Genomic DNA, 17,249 nt, shown 5'->3' with positions numbered 1-17,249 from the left:
CGGGCTGGTCAGAAGGCGTTGACCCCGGTGAGGGCGCGGCCGATGAGCAACTGGTGGATCTGGCTGGTGCCCTCGTAGAGGGTCATGACCCGCGCGTCGCGCAGGTACTTGCCGACCGGGTACTCGTCGATGAAGCCGTAGCCGCCGAACACCTGGAGCGCGTTGTTGGCGGCCCGGACGGCGGCCTCGCTCGCGTAGAGCTTGGCGACGGAGGACTCGGTGGCGAACGGCAGGCCGCGTTCGATGTGGTCGGCGACCTTCCAGGTGAGCAGCCGGGCGGCCTCGACGTCGATGGCGATGCCGGCCAGCAGTTCCTGGACGAGCTGGTGCGAGGCGATCGGGCGGCCGAACTGCTCGCGCTCGCCGGCGTAGCGGACGGCGGCCTCCAGGCAGGCGCGGGCGATGCCGACGCAGCCCGCCGCGACCGACATCCGGCCCTTGGCGAGCGCGGACATCGCCACCCGGAACCCCTTGTCGACCTCGCCGAGCCGCGCGCTGTCGGGCACCCGGACCCGGTCGAGGGCGAGCTCGGCAGTGGCCTGGCCGCGCAGGCCGAGCTTGCCGTGGATCTCGGTGCGGGTGAAGCCGGGCAGGTCGGTGGGCACCAGGAAAGCGGTGATGCCCTTGTGGCCCTGCCGGTCGGGGTCGTCGCCGCCGGTGCGGGCGAAGACCAGGGCGACGTCGGCCCAGGTGCCGTTGGTGATGAACATCTTGGCGCCGCTGATCAGCCAGTCGTCGCCGTCCCGGACGGCGCGGGTGCTGAGGTTGGCCGCGTCGGAGCCGGTGCCGGGTTCGGTGAGCGCGAAGCAGCCGAGCGACTCGCCCGCGGTGAGCCGGGGGAGCCAGTGCTGCTTCTGCTCCTCGGTCCCGTAGCCGTTGACGGACTTGGCGACCAGGCCGAGCGTGACCGAGACGATGCCGCGGACGGCCGAGTCGCCGCGGCCGAGCTCCTCCAGGACCAGGCAGTACGCGAGGTGGTCGCCGCCGCTGCCGCCGTAATCCTCGGGGATGGTGAGGCCGAGGAAGCCGAGCCCGGCCAGTTTGCCGATGATCGCGCGGTCGACGGACTCGGCACGGTCCCAGGCGGCGGCGTGCGGAGCGATCTCGCGGTCGGTGAAGGAGGCGGCGAGGTCCCGGACGGCGCTCTGCTCCTCGGACAGCTCCAGGTTCACGGCGGCTCCAGATCCATTAAACTAGCGCTGCAAGTTTTATGGAGGGACTGTAGCCCCGGCCGGCCCGCGCTGGGAAGGGGCACCTGCCAGAATCGGTCCCCGCCCCACCCGACCGGAGGAACCGGAGGCAGCACCCCGATGGCCCGCCCGCGCACCCCGCTGCTCAGCCGCGAGCGCATCGTCGCCGCTGCTCTGCGGCTGATCGACGCCGAGGGCCTGGCTGCCCTCTCCACCCGCCGCCTCGCCACCGAACTGTCGGTCAGCGGTCCCTCGCTCTACAACCACGTCGCGACCAAGGACGAACTGCTGGACGCGGTGGTGGACAGCGTGATCGGCGAGGTCGACTTGTCGATGTTCGGCGCGCCCGACGGCCCGCCCACCGCTACGCCCACCGCTAAGCCCGACGGCACGCCCGACGACGCACCCACCGCTACGCCCAGCGGCCGGCCGACGCCCTGGCCGGACGCGCTGCGCGCCTGGGCCCGCTCCTACCGCGCCGCCCTCGCCGCCCACCCCAACATCGTGCCGGTGCTCGCCCAGGGCCCGGGCCGCCGACCGAACGCGCTGCGCCTGGCCGACGCGGTCTTCGGCCACCTGGTCGAGGCCGGCTGGCCGCGCGGCCAGGCCACCCGGATCGGCGCGCTGATGCGCTACTTCGTCACCGGCTCGGCGCTGGCCTCCTTCGCGGCCGGCTTCCCCGCGGACGCCGAGGTGTACGACGCGGCCGACTACCCGCACCTCGGCGAGGCGCACCGGCTGGCCGGGCACCGCGGGACGGTGGACGAGGGCGCCTTCGAGACCGGCTTGGAAGCGCTGCTCGACGGGCTCGTCCTGCGCTTCGAGCGCCTCACCGAACGCCCCTAGACCCCGCCGCCGCCGACCTTCCCCTTGTCCCACCGTCCCGCTGTTTCCGCTGCCCCCGCCCCCGCTGCCCCCGCCGCCCCCGCTGCCCCCCGCCTCACCAGGGCTCGCGCGCCAGGAAGGCCGGCCGCAGCGACGGGTCCACCGGGTCGTAGTACCGGTGGTAGACGGGCGTGAGTCCGCCGGAGACCGGGGGCACGATCCAGCTCCAGTCCGCCGGGGTCGGCCGGCCGAGCCGCTTCTCCTGGGCGACGTGCCGGAGGAAGCGCTCGGACTCGGTGTGGTGGTCGGCGATCGTCACTCCGGCCTCCTGGAAGGAGTGCAGCACCGCGATGTTGAGCTCGATCAGCGCGCGGTCGCGCCAGAGCGTGCGCTCGCTGGAGGTGTCCAGGCCCAGGCGCTCGGCGACGGTGCCGAGCAGGTCGTAGCGGTCGGCGTCGGCGAGGTTGCGGGCGCCGATCTCGGTGCCCATGTACCAGCCGTTGAAGGGCGCGGCCGGGTAGCGGACGCCGCCGATCTCCAGCGTCATGTCGCTGATCGCGGGCACCGCGTACCAGCGCAGGCCCAGGTCGGCGAACCAGTCGTACGCGGGGTGGGTGAGCGGCACCTCCAGGGTGGTGTCGTCCGGCAGCTCGTACCAGCGCGGGCGCTCGTCGGGGCGTTCCTGGACGAGCAGCGGCAGCACCTCGAAGCGGTCCTCGGCGCACTTCCAGCCGAGGTCGCGGGCGCGGGCGGCGAGTGCGGTGCCGGCCGGGTCGCCGACGACGGCGTCGCCGACCCGGTGGCCGGCGTAGCGGACCAGCTGCTGGTTGACGATGCGGGCGGCAGGGCGGCCCGGGCGGTCGGGGGCGAACACCGAGACCACCGGGCGGATCCGTCCGCCGTTGCCGGCCAGCCGCAGGTGCTCGAAGCACTCGGCGGCGATGTCGTCGGCCGAGTCGAGGTGGCGCAGGTCGCGCACCACCAGACTGCGCCAGTACAGCCGGCCGATGCAGCGGGCGGCGTTGCGCCAGGCGAGCTTGGCGCCGTAGGCGAGTTCGGCGGGGGTGTGCTCGTAGCTGCCGGTGCGTTCGATCTCGTCGAGGACGGCCCGTATCCGGGCGTCCGGGGCCCCGGTGGCGGGCTGCTCGCGATGGAAGCGGCGGATGAACTCGGCGGCCTGCTCCGGGTCGGTGAACGGCGGCGTGGACGATGGCGGCGGCGTGGACGATGGCGGGGGCGACGGCCGGGCCGCGGCCGGGGCGTGGGTGTGGGCATGGGCGTACGGGCAGCCGCCGGCGGGGGCGGCGGCTGGTCTGCGGGCGCGGAGCCGGTTGAAGATCAAGGACACATCCCTCCTGGCGAACAGGAGTACCGGAGGTGTCCGGGCCGCCGCAGGGAGTGAACGATTCGGCCCCCGCACCCGCGCTGATCGCGCTAGGGTGCGGGGGCCGATGGTCGGACTGTCGGATCAGCCCATGTCCTCCAGTCGGACGCCCTTGGTCTCCTTCATGAACTTCGCCACGAAGACGATCGACAGCGCCGCGAACGCCGCGTACACCAGGTAGGTCGCCGACAGGTTCCAGCGCGACATCGACGGGAACGACACGGTGATCGCCCAGTTGGCGATCCACTGCGCGGAGGCGGCGACGGACAGCGCGGCGGCCCGGATGCGGTTCGGGAACATCTCGCCGAGCATCACCCAGACGACGACGCCCCAGGACATCGCGAAGAACAGCACGAAGGCGTTGGCGGCGACCAGTGCGACGGTGCCCTGGAGGTCGGGCAGCGTGACGTTGTCACCGCTGCCGGTGGCGGAGGAGAACGCCCAGCCGGCCGCGCCGAGCGCGACGGCCATGCCGGCCGAGCCGATCAGGGCGAGCGGCTTGCGGCCGATCCGGTCCACCAGCAGGATCGCGACGACGGTGCCGAGGATGTTGATGACCGAGCCGACGAAGCTGATCAGCAGCGAGTTGCTCTGGTCGATGCCGACCGACTGCCACAGGATCGACGAGTAGTAGAAGATCACGTTGATGCCGACCAGCTGCTGGAAGACCGACAGGCCGATGCCGACCCAGACGATCGGCAGCAGGCCGAAGCGCCCGCCGAGCAGGTCGCCGAAGCGCGGGCGGTGGTCGGAGGCGATCAGCCCCTGGACCTCTGCGATCCGGGCGTCGGTGTCGATGTCCTGGCCCTCGACCTGGGCGAGCACGGCGCGGGCGTCGTCCAGCCGGCCGGCCTGGATCAGGTAGCGCGGGGACTCGGGGATCACCGAGGCGAGGGTGAAGTAGACCGCGGCCGGGACGACGCAGATGCCGAGCATCCACTGCCAGGCCTCCAGGCCGAGCAGCTGGCCGCGGGTGTCGCCGCCGGCCGCGTTCGCCAGCAGCCAGTTGACCAGCTGGGAGATCGCGATGCCGAGCACGATCGCGGCCTGCTGGAAGGAGGCCAGCCGGCCCCGGTACTTGGTGGGCGCGACCTCGGCGATGTAGGTCGGGGCGATCACCGAGGCGATGCCGATGGCCGCGCCGCCGAGCACGCGCCAGAAGGCGAGGTCCCAGGCGGCGAAGGGGAGCATCGAGCCGATCGCGCTGACCGCGAACAGCAGCGCGCCCGCCTTCATGACCTTGATGCGGCCGTAGCGGTCGGCGAACCGGCCGGCCAGTGCGGCGCCGATCGCCGAGCCCAGCAGGGCGGAGGAGACGATCAGACCGGTCACGCCGTCGCCGACGCCGAACTTCTCCTGGATTCCGGAGACGGCGCCGTTGATCACGGAACTGTCGTAGCCGAACAGGAACCCGCCGAGGGCTGCGGCGGCGGTGATGAAGACGACGAAGCCGAGGCGGCCGGGCGCGGAGGCCTCGACCGCCCCGGAGGGCTGCTTGGTGACGCTCACGATCTTGACTCCTGGTACTCAACGCTGAGCTCGGTAGCCGAGATCGTAACCCCTATTCGTTTAAGTCTTGTACACCAGAAACCTCAATTTTTGCTCTGAGTATTCGTAAAGTGAACAAGCAAATTAGGCTGCGCCGACCCTCCCTACGCCGGGGCGGACAGTGACAGCCCGAACCGGCCCTCCTCGTCCGTCCACCAGTGGCTCAGCCGCAGCCCGGCCGCCGCCAGCTCGGCGGACACCCGCTCCCGGCGGAACTTGGCGGACACCTCGGTGCGCAGCTCCTCGCCCCGGTCGAAGTGCACCGGCAGGTTCAGCGCCGGGATCTTCACGGTCTGCGCGCGCAGCGAGCGCAGCCGCATCTCGATCCACTCCCGGTCCGGGTCCCACCGCGCGACGTGCGCGAACGCGGTCGGGTCGAAGTCGGCGCCCAGCTCGCGGTTGAGCACGTTGAGCACGTTGAGGTTGAACTCGGCGGTCACCCCGGCCGCGTCGTCGTAGGCGGCGACCAGCATCGACGGGTCCTTGACCAGGTCGGTGCCGAGCAGCAGGAAGTCGCCCGGGTCGAGGGCCGCGCGCAGCCCGCGCAGGAAGGCCGCCCGCTCCTCGGGCAGCAGGTTGCCCAGGGTGCCGCCGAGGAAGGCGACCAGCCGGGGGCCGCCCTCCGGGGGCAGGCCGAGCCGGGCGGTGAAGTCGGCCAGCACGCCGTGTACGGCGAGCCCGGGGTACTCGGCGGCGAGCGCGACGCCGGCGGCGGTCAGCGCGCTCTCGCTGACGTCCACCGGGACGTACGTCTCCAGGGTGCCGAGCGCGCGCAGCGCGTCCAGCAGCAGCCGGGTCTTCTCGGAGGAGCCGGAGCCCAGCTCGACCAGCGTGCGGGCCCCGGTGGCGGCGGCGATCTCGCCGGCCCGGGCGGTCAGGATGGCCCGCTCGGCGCGGGTCGGGTAGTACTCCGGCAGCCGGGTGATCTCCTCGAACAGCTCGCTGCCCCGCGCGTCGTAGAACCACTTCGGCGGCAGCCACTTGGGTTCGGAGGTCAGCCCGTGCTGCACGTCGTGGCGCAGCGCGGTGCTGAAGTGGTCGGCGGGCAGCAGCCGGGTGAGATCAAATGTGTCCATGACAGGGTGGGTCCTCTGTTCAGAAGATGAAGGGGCGATGGAGGATCAGTAGTGGCCGAGGAGCTGACGGACGGTGACGCCGCGCTCGTCGACCACCACCAGCGAGCCGTCCGGAACGGCCGTCCAGCCGGGGGCGTCGTCGTACGGCTCGGAGGCCACCACCGTGCCGAGCCCGGGCAGGTCGCGGTGGTGCAGGGTGTCGCCCCAGGCGGTCGCGGCGAGCGTGCGGCCGTCGGTGAGCAGCAGGTTGAGCCGGCCGGTGGTGTGTGCGGTGACGTCCGCGACGGTGCCCGCCAGCGCCTCGCCGAGCCCGGCCCCCGCCCGCAGCCGGTGCAGGGCCAGGGCCCACAGCAGCGCCGAGTCGGAGCGCGCCTCCAGCTCCAGCAGCTCGGCCGGCGGGAGCAGGGCGGCCAGCGCGTCCAGCTTGCCCGGCCAGCCCGCCACCGCGCCGTTGTGGCTGAACAGCCAGTGCCCGGCCGCGAACGGCGCCGCCGCGCTCTCGCCCGCCGCGCAGCCCTCGGTGGCGGAGCGCACCGCCGCCAGCAGCGCCCGGGTGCGGATCACCCGGGCGAGGTCGGCGAACGCGGCGTCCGCCCAGATCGGCCCGTCCCGGCGGTAGCGGGCCGGCACCTCGTCGCCGTCCGCGTACCAGCCGAGGCCGAAGCCGTCCGCGTTGACCGTGCCGTACTGCTGCGCCCGGGGCGCCCAGGACTGCCGGTACAGGCCGTGCGGCGGGTGCACCAGCAGCTCCTGCGGCGCCACCGGCTCACCCAGGTAGGCGAGGTGGCGGCACATCAGGCCACCTCCAGGTCGCGGGCGGTGCGGAACCCGGCGAAGATCTGCCGCCGGACGGGGTAGTCCCAGTTACGGAAGGTGCCCCGGCAGGCGACCGGCGCCACCGCGAAGCAGCCGCCGCGCAGCACCTTGTACTCCGGTCCGAAGAAGACCTCCGAGTACTCCTGGTACGGCCAGGCCCGGAACCCCGGGTAGGGGCGGAAGTCGCTGGCCGTCCACTCCCACACGTCGCCGATCAACTGCCGTACACCGCACGGGGACTCGCCCGCCGGGTAGCCGCCGGCCGGGGCCGGGCGCAGGTGCCGCTGCCCGAGGTTGGCGTGCTCGGCTCCGGGGGCCTGGTCGCCCCACGGGTAGCGGCGGGAGCGGCCGCTCGCCGGGTCGTGCCGGGCCGCCTTCTCCCACTCCGCCTCGGTCGGCAGCCGCCGTCCGGCCCACCGGGCGTAGGCGTCCGCCTCGTACCAGCTGACGTGCAGGACGGGCTCGTCCGCCGGGACGGGCTCCACCGCGCCGAACCGGCGCCGCAGCCACTGGCCGCCGTCCAGGCGCCAGAACAGCGGGGCGGTCAGGTCGGCCCGCCGCCGGTGCTCCCAGCCCTCGGGCGTCCACCAGCGCGGCTCGTCGTAGCCGCCGTCCGCGATGAACCGCTGGTACGCGGCGTTGGTGACGGGCGTGGTGTCCAGCAGGAAGGCGGGCAGCTCGACCACGTGCGCGGGGCGCTCGTTGTCCAGCGCCCACGGCTCGGTGTCGGTGCCCATCGTGAACGGCCCTGCGGGGACGAGCACTTCGGCGGGCAGAGCGGCCGCGTCCGCCGGGGCGGGCGGCGGCGGGGGAGCGGCCAGCGCCGGCTCCCCCGGGCGGAGCTGGTGGGTGATCAGCATCGTCTCGTCGTGCTGCTGCTCGTGCTGGGCGATCATCCCGAACGCGAACCCCGCGTCCAGCAGCGGCGCCCCCTCCAGCGGGCTGGCCGCCAGCAGGTCCAGCACCCGGCCGCGCACCTCGTGCGCGTACGCCCGGGCCTCGGCGGGCGCCAGCAGCGGCAGGCTCGGCCGCTCGGCCCGGGGGTGCTGGAAGGCGTCGTACAGCGGGTCGATCTCCGGGTGCATCGGGTCGCGGCCGCCGACGTTGCGCAGCAGCCAGAGTTCCTCCTGGTTGCCGATGTGTGCCAGGTCCCAGACCAGCGGGGACATCAACGGCGAGTGCTGGGCGGTGAGGTCGCCGTCCTCGACGCAGTCGGTGAGCGCGGCGGTGCGGGCGCGGGCGGCCAGCAGTTCGGCCGCGATGGTCTCGCGCAACTCCTCGGTGCCCGCCGCCGGGGCGGCAGGGGGGCGGACGTCGGTCATGGTGCGGCCTCCTCCGGAGGAGTGCGTCGGGTGCCGGAGCGCAGGGCGTCCAGCTGGTCGTCGGCGGGGCAGCGGCCTCGCGCGGGGTAGCGCTCGGCGAACTCGGCGACGGCGGCGCGCAGCCGTCCGGCGCCGGGCAGGCGGCCCAGCGCGGCGTCGGCGGCGGCGAAGCAGGTCAGGGCGGCGCGGCGCAGCTCGGGATCGGCGACGGCCAGCGTCGCGGCCCGGCGCCAGACGTCGCTGCGCGGCGGGCGCGGACCGTCCGGGCGGTCCAGCGGCTCCAGCGCGGCGAGCGCGGCCTCGGCGGCCGGCGGGTCGTCCAGCAGCGCGGTGACCAGGGCGGTGGGTACCACCCAGCCGTCCCCGGGCTGGGCGTCGATCATGCGCAGCTCCAGGTGGCCGCGTGGGCGCACCGGCGGGAACAGGGTGGTCCGGTGGTAGTCCAAGTCGGCCAGCGTGGGCGGGCGTTCACCACCGCCGCGGACCCAGTCGCGGAAGGTCAGGCCGGGCGGGGCCGTCCACGGCAGCCCCTCCGGGCGGCGCACGCACAGCACCTCGGCGTCCAGCACGTACTGCGCCCAGGCCTCGCGCGGGTCGCCGTGGTCCGGCTCCGGGGCGAGCGTGCGGGTCGGGTCCATCCGGGACCAGACGGTCTGCCGGGTGGACCGGTGACCGGTCGGCCTGCCGTCCAGCAGCGGGGAGTTGGCGAAGGCGGCGACCAGGACGGGGCCGAGCAGGTGGGTCAGCCGCCAGCGGCGCTCCACCGCGTGCGGGCCGTCCGCGTCGCCGGCGTCCAGGCACACCTGCACCGAGGCCGTGCCGGTCATCATGATCCGGCCCCAGGGGCCGGCGGAGTCGAAGAACCGCTCCATCGCGAGGTAGCGGGGGTGGTCCAGGACCATCAGGCGGGGGCGGGCCAGCGGGTCCGTCCCGGTGCCGGTGAGGCGCAGGCCCTGCGCCGCGAAGGCGGCCTGCAGGGCGGTCAGATCGCGTCGGGTGTCCTCGACGCAGGCCAGGAGGCCGGTGGCGGGCGGGGAGCTGAGCTCGACCTGCCCGCCGGGTTCGAGCGTGAGCCGCGAGCCGGAGGGGAGCGAGGCCCCGTCCGGGCCGCCGAGTGGCAGCGACTCCAGTGCGGCGTGGACCAGTTCCGGTCGGACGGGCTTGCCGGGACATCGGTCGTCGTGGACGAACCACTCGACCTCGACGCCCACCAGCCGGGGCGGTCCGATCTTGAAGCAGACGCCCGACACGTGGCTGAGCGCCCCCGACTCGGTCAGCGGGGTCACCCCCGGCGGGGGCGCTGGGGGGCTCTGCCGGTCGGGCGGAGTGGTGCGGGATGTCGGTATCACCGGACTTACCATCCTCGGGGTCAGGATTGCGGCCCGAACTACCCTGCCCAGTCTGCTACGGAGCATGCGGGGGCGCTTCGCAAATATCGTGTGAACGTTCGTTTCTGCAGGTCAGGGGTGGCGCGATCGGGTGAATCCGGGGATCCGGGGCGGCTTTCCGGGCGTGCGCGGGGCGCCGGGCGGGAGCGTCGAGGGACGTCGGTGAGCAGATGGCGTGCGGGCGTCGGGCGGGGTGCCCCGGCGGTTCGGTCACCGTCGGTCGAGGCGCTCCAGGACGGCGTCCAGCACCGGGCCCGGCAGGGCGTAGTTCAGCCGCAGCCCGCCCTGGCCGCCGGGGCCGAACTCGGCGCCGTCCGAGGCCTCCAGGCCGCAGCGCTCCAGCAGCGCCCGGCGGGCCTCGTCCGGCGGCAGCCCCAGGTCGGCGGCGTCCAGCCAGAGCAGGTAGGAGGACTGCGGCGCGGAGCGGACGGCGGTCCCCAGCCGACCGGTGAGCCGGGCGCGGGCGGCGGCGAGGTGGGCGAGCAGTGCGTCCAGCCACGGCCCGCCCTCGGCCAGCGCCGCCCGCTGGACGGTCTGCTCCAGCAGGCCGCCCTCCCAGAGGCCGAAGCCGGCCAGCACCTCGGTGAACCGGGCGCGCAGGCCCGGATCGGGGACGAGCGCGAAACTGCTCGGCAGGCCGGAGCAGTTGAAGGTCTTGCCGACCGAGTTCAGCGTGACCACCCGGGGCCGGAGCGCCGCGTCGACGGTGGCCACCGCCACCGGGTGGACGTACCCGGGGTGGGTGAGATCGCCGTGCACCTCGTCCGAGACCAGCAGCGCGCCGGCCTCCGCCGCCCGCTCGGCGAGGGACCGCAGTTCGGCGGCCGGCCAGACCCGGGCGGAGGGGTTGTGCGGGCTGCTCAGCAGAACGGCTCCGGCCGGGTGGGGGAGCGGGCCGTCCGGGAGCCGGTAGCCGTCCGGGCCGACGGCCAGGGGCAGTTCCCGGTACGGGAGGCCGGCCGCCCGGCACAGTTGGGCGAAGCCGCCCCACTCCGGCGTCGGGAACAGCACCGGCGCCTGCGGGCGCACGGTCTCCAGCAGCAGGCGCAGGGCGGTGCGCGGGCCGCAGGGCAGCAGCAGCACCCAGTCCGGATCCACCTCGACGCCGTGCCGCGAGCGGTACCAGCGGGCCACCAGAGCCCGCCCGGCCGGGTCGCACACCGTGTACCCGTACGCGCGGTGGCGGGCCCGGCGCTCCAGCGCGGCGGCCACGGCCGGGGGCCCGGGCAGGTCCATGTCCGCCAGGCCCATCGCGATCACCCCGGGCGCCCCCGCGCGGGCCCACTTGCTGCTGCCCGTCCCGGTCCGGTCGAAGGGGGCCGTGAAGCCGAACGCGTCCGGTGCGGTGGTGGGCATGACGGCCTCCGGTGGTCGGGGGTGCGCCGCCACGCTAGAGCCGGACGGGTCCTGGCCGCCACCGGCCGTGTGGTCACCTCTTCGCCGGCCCGCCCCCGCTGCCCAGGTGCGCCGCCAGCCCCCGCCGCCCCCGGCGCATCATCACCGCGTGGTTGGCCCGGAACAGCGGGTGCAGGGGCAGCGCGAGGCGGCGCAGCAGGGGCTTGCCGGGGCGGGTGTCCTCCTCGAAGAGCACGCGGCTGCCCGGCCCGTCCGAGGTGACGGTGAACCGTGACCACCCGGTGAGATCGCCCCGCATGGCCGCCTCCAGCACTCCGGCGGCCGGGTCGCGCCGTCGGGTCTCCAGGCGGATCACCAGCCGGTACGGCAGCAGCGCGCGCACCACGAGGTCCCCGGACTCCTCGCCGGTCTGCCGGACTTCGAGGACCTCGGGCCACCACAGCGGGTAACTCCGTACGTCCTCCAGTGCCGCGTACACGTCGGGCGCCGGCGCCGCGAGTCGCCACGTGCCCCGGAAACGGTAGTGGTTGGGGTCCACGGGCCCCACCCTAGGACGCTCCGGTCCGGAGCCGGCCCGTTTCGGTCGGGTTCCCTCGTCGGCCCGGACCTGGTCCCTGTGTAGGCCCCTGCGTGGGCCCCTGTGTCGGCCCGGCCGTCGGTCCGGTGCCGGTGAGACGGGAGGCGAACGCTCCGTAAACGTCGCATGCCAGGAGGGAGGTGTTCCGCTTGCGGCCGTTCGGGGTGCAGGGGAGGATCTTGTGTGCTTGTAGTCTCGTCTGTCACAGCAGCTGTCGCGAGGCACTGCACCCCCGGAAAACGGAGTGAAGGAGTCACAGGCATGCGGCGACCGAGCTGGGTACCGGAGGGCACGGACCTGGACAAACCGAACGCCGCGCGGGTCTACGACTACTACCTGGGGGGCTCGCACAACTTCGAGGTCGACCGGGAGATGGCGCGCAAGGCGATGGCCCTGTGGCCGGAGCTGCCGCAGATCATGCGCTCCAACCGGGCCTTCCTGCGGCGGGCCGTGTCCTTCCTGGCCGAGCGCGGCGTCACCCGCTTCCTGGACATCGGCTCCGGCATCCCGACCTTCGGCGCGGTGCACGAGATCGCCCGCGCGATCCGCCCCGAGGCGACGGTCCTCTACGTGGACCGGGACCCGGTCGCCGTCGCGCACAGCCGCCTGCTGCTGGAGGACGACCCCGGCAGCGAGGTCGTCCAGGCCGACCTGCGCGACGTCCACGACCTGCTGGCCCGCCCCGAGGTGGCCGCTCTGCTGGCGCAGGGCGAGCCGGTGGCCGTCCTGCTGGTCGCCGTCGCGCACTTCGTCACCGACGACGAGGACCCGTGGAAGCTGATCGGCACGCTCCGTGACGCGCTCCCGCCCGGCAGCGCGCTGGTCCTCTCGCACGCCTCCCTGGAGGGCCGACCGGACCAGGCGGAGGACCACCAGGAGCTCTACCGCAGGACGCCGACCCCGCTGACCATGCGCACCCACGAGCAGATCAGCGGGATGTTCGCCGGCTTCGAGCTGGTCGAACCGGGCGTGGTCTACCTGCCGCAGTGGCGTCCGGACCAGCCGGAGACGGTCGGCGAGCACCCCGAGCGGATGACCGGGGTGGCGGGCGTGGGGTTCCGCCCTTGAGCGGACGGATCGGGCGAGTGACCGACGGCCGCGGGCTCCGCGAAGCGGCCGCCGCTCACCCCGCCGTGCCCGCCGCGCGGACCACTGCGCCCCCCGCCCGGCCCGCCGCCGTCTGCGGCGGCCACCCCGCAGCGGTGACCGCACGCACCCGGGCGGACGCATGAGCGCCTCCCCGGTCGCCGGCAGCGCCGAGCGGTTCCACGAGGCCTGGGCGCGGCTGCTCTCCGCCGACCACGGCACGGCCGTCGACCCCGGGCTGCTCGGCCGCCTCACCGCCCGCACCGCCGCCCTGCTCCACCGCGCGCAGCTGGGCGAGCCGTTCGAGCCCCGGCTGGCCGAGCAGGCCGGCGCGGAACTGGTCGACGCGCACTTCACCGACCCGGTGGTGCTGGCCCGGGCGGTGGAACTGCTCCAGGTGCAGCCGCTCGGCGACGACCGCGGCCCGGCCCTGACCGGCGCCTTCGCGGCCGGCTGGGCCGCCGCCCTGCGCGAGCGCACGCTGCGGGAGCAGGAGGCGATCCGCACCGCCGCCGACACCGCCCGCAAGGAGGCCGAGCGGGCGCTGCGCGACTCCGAGGCCCGGTTCCGGGCGCTGTTCGAGAGCGCGGCCATCGGGATCGGCATCGGCGACACCGACGGCAACATCCTGGCGGTCAACAAGGCGCTCCAGGAGCTGTTCGGCGCGAGCCCGGAGGACATGACCGGCCGCCGGGTCGGCGACCTCGTCCACCCCGAGGACACCCCGGGCGTGTGGGAGGCGTACGAGGAGCTGATCAGCGGCAAGCGGGACTACTTCCAGTTCGACAAGCCGTACTACCGCCAGGACGGCGAGGTGGTCTGGACCCATCTGACCGTCTCGCTGATCCGCGACGACGACGGCGTCCCGCAGTACCAGGTCGCGATGCTGGAGGACGTCACCGACCGCTACCGGCTCCAGGAGCGGCTGCGCCACCAGGCCACCCACGACCCGCTGACCGGCCTGCCGAACCGGGCGGCCTTCTTCGAGCGGCTGGAGAAGCTGTTCGAGGATCCGGATCCGGGCGCCAGGTTCGGCCTCTGCTACGTCGACCTCGACGGCTTCAAGGTGGTCAACGACAGCCTCGGCCACGACACCGGGGACGAGCTGCTGTCCGCCGTGGCGGCCCGGCTGAAGGCCGCGCTCAACCCGCTCGGCCACCTGGTGGCCCGGCTCGGCGGCGACGAGTTCGTGGTGCTGCTGGAGAACTGCCGGGGCGAGCAGGAGGCCGTCGCGGCGGCGAAGACCGTGCTCAAGGCGCTGGCCGGGCCGGTGCTGATCGGCGACCACAAGCTGGCCGTGGGCGCGAGTGTCGGCGTGCTGGAGCGGCGGGTGTCCACCACCACCCCGGGCGCGGCCGTGCGGGCCGCCGACCTGACGCTGTACCGGGCCAAGGAGGCCGGCCGCGGCCGCTGGACGCTGTTCGACCCCAAGGAGAACGCCCGCGCGGTCAGCCGTTACGCGGTGTCGGTGCGGATGCCGGCCGCCCTCGACCGGGGCGAGTTCTTCATCGACTACCAGCCGCTGTACGCGCTGGCGGACGGCCGGCTGGCCGCGGTGGAGGCGCTGGTGCGCTGGCGCCACCCGCAGCTCGGCGTGCTCGGCCCGGACGAGTTCGTGACCACCGCCGAGGAGACCGGGCTGATCATGCCGCTCGGCCGCTGGGTGCTGGAGCAGGCCTGTGGCCAGGCCGCGGACTGGGTCAAGCGCTTCGGCGACGCCGCGCCGCAGCTGAACGTCAACCTGGCGGTCCGCCAGGCGCGCAGCGCGGCGCTCGTCACCGACCTCGGCCGGATCCTGGATGCGACCGGCCTCGATCCGGCCCGGCTGCAGCTGGAGATCACCGAGTCGACCGTGGTCGGGCCCGAGGACGAGGCGCTGCGCACCCTGCACGGGCTGGTGGACCTCGGCGTGTCGCTGGCCGTGGACGACTTCGGCACCGGCTGGTCCAACCTCGCGTACCTGCGCGACCTGCCGGTCTCCGGGCTGAAGATCGCCGGTTCCTTCGTCGGCGACCTGCACGATCCGGAGAAGGACGAGTCCACCGGGTGGCGGATCGTCAGCGGCCTGGTGTCGATGGCGCACGCGCTCGGGCTGACCGTCACCGCCGAGGGCGTGGAGACCCGCAAGGACGCCGAACGGCTGCGGACCATCGGCTGCGACTGGGCGCAGGGCTGGCACTTCGGCCGCCCGGTGCGGCCGGCCGAGATCGCCCGCCGGATCGCCGAGGAGCCCCGGGGGCGCCCGGTCGGGGGCTGACGCGTCGGGGCCGTCAGGGGGCAGGGGCCGAGCAGGTGGGGAAGGCCCGCGGTGGCGTTCGGCAGCGGTCGTGCAACCGCTCGGTCGCGTTCCGGAAAATCGGCCAACACCACGGCCCACCATGCGGGATGATGGCGCGTCAAAATCACCACCCGGGGCCGTGTGGTGCGTGGCTACGGCCCCGCGCCGGCCCCGGGAAGCGGGGAGGAGAGCGCCGCCATGGCCACACCGGAGGACGCCGGCCCGGCCGACGACGACCGACGAGGCCCCTGGCCGGAGAGCGGCCCCGGGCCCCGGCCCGAGCCCTCGACCAGGGTGGACCGGCGGCCGTGGGGGCGGCGCCTCGGTGTCGTACCGGACCGGCCGTCCCGGCTCGGCGCCGTCCCGCGCACCCGGACGGACCCCGACGCCGCGACCGGGCGGGCGCCGGACGGCGGGGCCCGCTTCGACCCGGAGGCGCCGACCAGGGTCCAGCGGGCCGCGCCGGAGCGGGTCGACCCGGAAGCCCCGACCAAGGTCCAGCGGCGCGCGGGCACCGGGCGCGCCGCCGCCCCCGGCTGGGCCGACAACGTCGGCCCCGGGCCCAGTCGGAGCGGCGAGGGCCCCGTGGGCGGGGTGTCGAAGGGCGGGGTGTCGGAGGGTGGGATACCGGGGGGCGGGGTGTCGGAGAGTGCGGGGCCCACCGGCGGACGGTTCGCGGGCGCCTTCCCCGACGCCCTGCGCGGCCGCTTCGCCCCGCTCGGAGTGGCCGGCTCCGGCACCGAGGGCACCGTCTGGCACGTCCGGCGCACCGACGGCGGCGGCGAGGCCGCGGTGAAGGTGACGACCGCCGGCCACGCCATGGACGCCGACCTGCTCGGCTACCTGCGCAACGACGACTACCGCCGCCACGTCCCGCACATCGTCGACTTCGGCCGGGTCGGCCACCACGGCGCCGAACTCGACTGGGTGGCCATGGAGTACCTGCCGGTCACCCTCGCCGACCACTTCGCCGAACTGCGCAAGCGCGGCCGGCACACCGACCGGCGGGAGGCCGAGCGGATCGTCTACGAGCTCGTCGCCCTGCTCGACTTCTGGCAACGGCGGATCGAGCGCAACCCGCTGGACTTCAAGCCGGCCAACGTCCTGGTCCGCCCCGGCCGCGAGCCCGGGGAGTTCGTGATAGCCGACTTCGGCGGCGTCGCCCGGCTCACCGCCAGCCGCCGCTTCACGCCCGAGACGATCGTCACCATCCCGTACATGGCCCCCGAGCTCCTGGCCGGCCGCAACCACGAGGCCGGGCCCTGGTGGGCGCTCGGCAACGTCCTGTACGAGCTGTTCACCGGCCGCCCCCGCTTCCTCGGCGCGGACGGCCTGCTGATCAGCGACGAGGTGCTGCAACTGGAACTGGTCCTGGGGGACGAGGTCGACCTCTCGGTCCTCGCCGACCCCCGCCAACTGCTGCTCCTCCAAGGGCTGTTCACCAAGAACCCGGAGGACCGCTGGACCGCCCCGCAGGTCCGCAGCTGGCTGGCCGGCGGCAGCCCCGCGGTGGTCCGGCGACAGACCCGGGCCGACACCGGCCGCACCCACCGGCCGATCACCTTCTTCGGATCCCCCTTCACCGACCCGGCCAAGCTCGCCGAGGTCCTGCTCCGGCGCTCCGGCGACGCGGCCCGCTGGCTCTCCGCCGGGGGAGCGGAGCGGCTGCGCGACTGGCTGCGCGACGACGTCCAGGACAACGTCTTCGACCTGCACCACCTGACCGACGTCGCCCGGGCGCCCGGCTCCCGCCGCGACGCCGTGGCCGCCCTCGCAGTGCTCGCCTTCGGTGCCGCCTTCGCCCCCTCCGCCACCCCCTACTACCTCGACCGCCCGATCGACACCCCCGGGCTGGAACGCATCGCCACCGAACCGGACGGCGCCGCGTTCATCGACGCACTGGTCCGGGTCGGCGCCCCGGCCGTCGCCGCCCGCTACGACTGCTTCCACCCCGAGTGCTCCGGCGAACACTGCTCCCGACTGCTCGCCCTGGCCCAACTCCCGGACGTCCTGGCCGAAGTGGACCGTGCCGCCCACGCCGTCGGCGGCGGCCGGCGGGGCGGCGACGGGCTCAGCCCGCAGGAGCGCGAGGAGGCACACCGGTTGGTGGTGTGGCTGAGCGTGCGCCCCGAGGAACGCGACCGGCTGCTCGGCCGGCTCTCGCCGCTGCCCACCGCCCTGCACCGGCTGCCGCTGCCCGAACGGGCGACGGAGCTCGCCGCCCTGGTCGCGGCGGTGGTGGTGGACGCGGCCCTGGCTGCCGGCTCCGGGTTCCGCACGGCCGTACGCGCCGCAGTGCGCCGGCCCGCGCCGGACCCGACCGCCGCGCCGGAGGCGGTCCGGCGCCGCTGGTCGGCGCTGCGGCGGCGGGCGGTGGGCGCCGACCCGGGGGACGACGCCGGG

General features: G+C 74.6%; 13 protein-coding genes. 4 read left to right on the top strand and 9 right to left on the bottom strand.

Annotated elements, in window-relative coordinates; genetic code table 11:
* Positions 1–8: 8 nt before the first annotated feature.
* Complete coding sequence (locus ACFWPT_RS03940; RefSeq protein ID WP_380479360.1) at positions 9–1,172, bottom strand: acyl-CoA dehydrogenase family protein; 1,164 nt, start codon at positions 1,170–1,172, stop codon at positions 9–11.
* A gap of 138 nt (positions 1,173–1,310) precedes the next feature.
* On the opposite strand from ACFWPT_RS03940, the gene ACFWPT_RS03935 reads away from it, so the two are divergent.
* On the top strand, positions 1,311–2,036 hold the full coding sequence (locus ACFWPT_RS03935; RefSeq protein ID WP_380479357.1) for a TetR/AcrR family transcriptional regulator: 726 nt from the start codon (positions 1,311–1,313) through the stop codon (positions 2,034–2,036).
* Between the two features lie 94 nt (positions 2,037–2,130).
* Here ACFWPT_RS03935 and ACFWPT_RS03930 read toward each other — a convergent pair whose 3' ends face one another.
* The 8 genes from ACFWPT_RS03930 to ACFWPT_RS03895 all read right to left on the bottom strand — a co-directional run bounded on the left by ACFWPT_RS03930 (position 2,131) and on the right by ACFWPT_RS03895 (position 11,443).
* Complete coding sequence (locus tag ACFWPT_RS03930) at positions 2,131–3,363, bottom strand: nitric oxide synthase oxygenase (RefSeq protein WP_380479354.1); 1,233 nt, start codon at positions 3,361–3,363, stop codon at positions 2,131–2,133.
* Positions 3,364–3,483: 120 nt separating this feature from the next.
* Positions 3,484–4,908: a sugar porter family MFS transporter gene (locus ACFWPT_RS03925; RefSeq protein WP_244293502.1), complete on the bottom strand. Its 1,425-nt coding sequence runs from the start codon at positions 4,906–4,908 to the stop codon at positions 3,484–3,486.
* A gap of 143 nt (positions 4,909–5,051) precedes the next feature.
* Positions 5,052–6,023 carry an L-histidine N(alpha)-methyltransferase gene (gene egtD / locus ACFWPT_RS03920; RefSeq protein WP_063350058.1) on the bottom strand — a complete coding sequence of 324 codons (972 nt, stop codon included), beginning with the start codon at positions 6,021–6,023 and terminating at the stop codon, positions 5,052–5,054.
* Between the two features lie 45 nt (positions 6,024–6,068).
* Entirely contained in the window at positions 6,069–6,818 is a 750-nt protein-coding gene (gene egtC / locus ACFWPT_RS03915) for an ergothioneine biosynthesis protein EgtC (protein WP_380373925.1), read from the bottom strand.
* Positions 6,818–8,161, bottom strand: a complete 1,344-nt coding sequence (gene egtB, locus ACFWPT_RS03910) for an ergothioneine biosynthesis protein EgtB (RefSeq protein WP_380373923.1) — start codon at positions 8,159–8,161, stop codon at positions 6,818–6,820. The genes egtC and egtB overlap by 1 nt, the downstream gene beginning before the upstream one ends.
* Entirely contained in the window at positions 8,158–9,447 is a 1,290-nt protein-coding gene (gene egtA, locus ACFWPT_RS03905; protein WP_380479351.1) for an ergothioneine biosynthesis glutamate--cysteine ligase EgtA, read from the bottom strand. The genes egtB and egtA overlap by 4 nt, the downstream gene beginning before the upstream one ends.
* A gap of 312 nt (positions 9,448–9,759) precedes the next feature.
* Positions 9,760–10,905: an aminotransferase class I/II-fold pyridoxal phosphate-dependent enzyme gene (locus tag ACFWPT_RS03900; RefSeq protein WP_380479349.1), complete on the bottom strand. Its 1,146-nt coding sequence runs from the start codon at positions 10,903–10,905 to the stop codon at positions 9,760–9,762.
* A 73-nt stretch (positions 10,906–10,978) separates the two neighbouring features.
* Positions 10,979–11,443, bottom strand: coding sequence for an SRPBCC family protein (locus tag ACFWPT_RS03895; protein ID WP_063351550.1), 465 nt, complete (start codon positions 11,441–11,443; stop codon positions 10,979–10,981).
* A gap of 300 nt (positions 11,444–11,743) precedes the next feature.
* Here ACFWPT_RS03895 and ACFWPT_RS03890 point away from each other — a divergent pair, with 300 nt between their 5' ends.
* The 3 genes from ACFWPT_RS03890 to ACFWPT_RS03880 all read left to right on the top strand — a co-directional run.
* On the top strand, positions 11,744–12,550 hold the full coding sequence (locus ACFWPT_RS03890) for an SAM-dependent methyltransferase (protein ID WP_380479346.1): 807 nt from the start codon (positions 11,744–11,746) through the stop codon (positions 12,548–12,550).
* Positions 12,551–12,710: 160 nt separating this feature from the next.
* Positions 12,711–14,825, top strand: coding sequence for a putative bifunctional diguanylate cyclase/phosphodiesterase (locus tag ACFWPT_RS03885; protein ID WP_380373913.1), 2,115 nt, complete (start codon positions 12,711–12,713; stop codon positions 14,823–14,825).
* Between the two features lie 219 nt (positions 14,826–15,044).
* A partial coding sequence (locus tag ACFWPT_RS03880; protein ID WP_380479344.1) for a hypothetical protein occupies positions 15,045–17,249 on the top strand: 2,205 nt, incomplete at its 3' end.

This window comes from Kitasatospora sp. NPDC058478, from assembly GCF_042720345.1.
In the GTDB taxonomy this organism is placed as follows: Bacteria; Actinomycetota; Actinomycetes; order Streptomycetales; family Streptomycetaceae; genus Kitasatospora.
The sequence above is the reverse complement of the archived record's forward strand: the minus strand, read 5'-3'. Positions and strand labels throughout refer to the sequence as shown.

Coding starts and splice junctions, on each gene's coding strand:
- ACFWPT_RS03890 (WP_380479346.1), top strand. CDS start 11,744: ATGCGGCGACCGAGCTGGGTACCGGAGGGCACGGACCTGGACAAACCG.
- ACFWPT_RS03885 (WP_380373913.1), top strand. CDS start 12,711: ATGAGCGCCTCCCCGGTCGCCGGCAGCGCCGAGCGGTTCCACGAGGCC.
- ACFWPT_RS03900 (WP_380479349.1), bottom strand. CDS start 10,905: ATGCCCACCACCGCACCGGACGCGTTCGGCTTCACGGCCCCCTTCGAC.
- egtB (WP_380373923.1), bottom strand. CDS start 8,161: ATGACCGACGTCCGCCCCCCTGCCGCCCCGGCGGCGGGCACCGAGGAG.
- egtC (WP_380373925.1), bottom strand. CDS start 6,818: ATGTGCCGCCACCTCGCCTACCTGGGTGAGCCGGTGGCGCCGCAGGAG.
- ACFWPT_RS03935 (WP_380479357.1), top strand. CDS start 1,311: ATGGCCCGCCCGCGCACCCCGCTGCTCAGCCGCGAGCGCATCGTCGCC.
- egtD (WP_063350058.1), bottom strand. CDS start 6,023: ATGGACACATTTGATCTCACCCGGCTGCTGCCCGCCGACCACTTCAGC.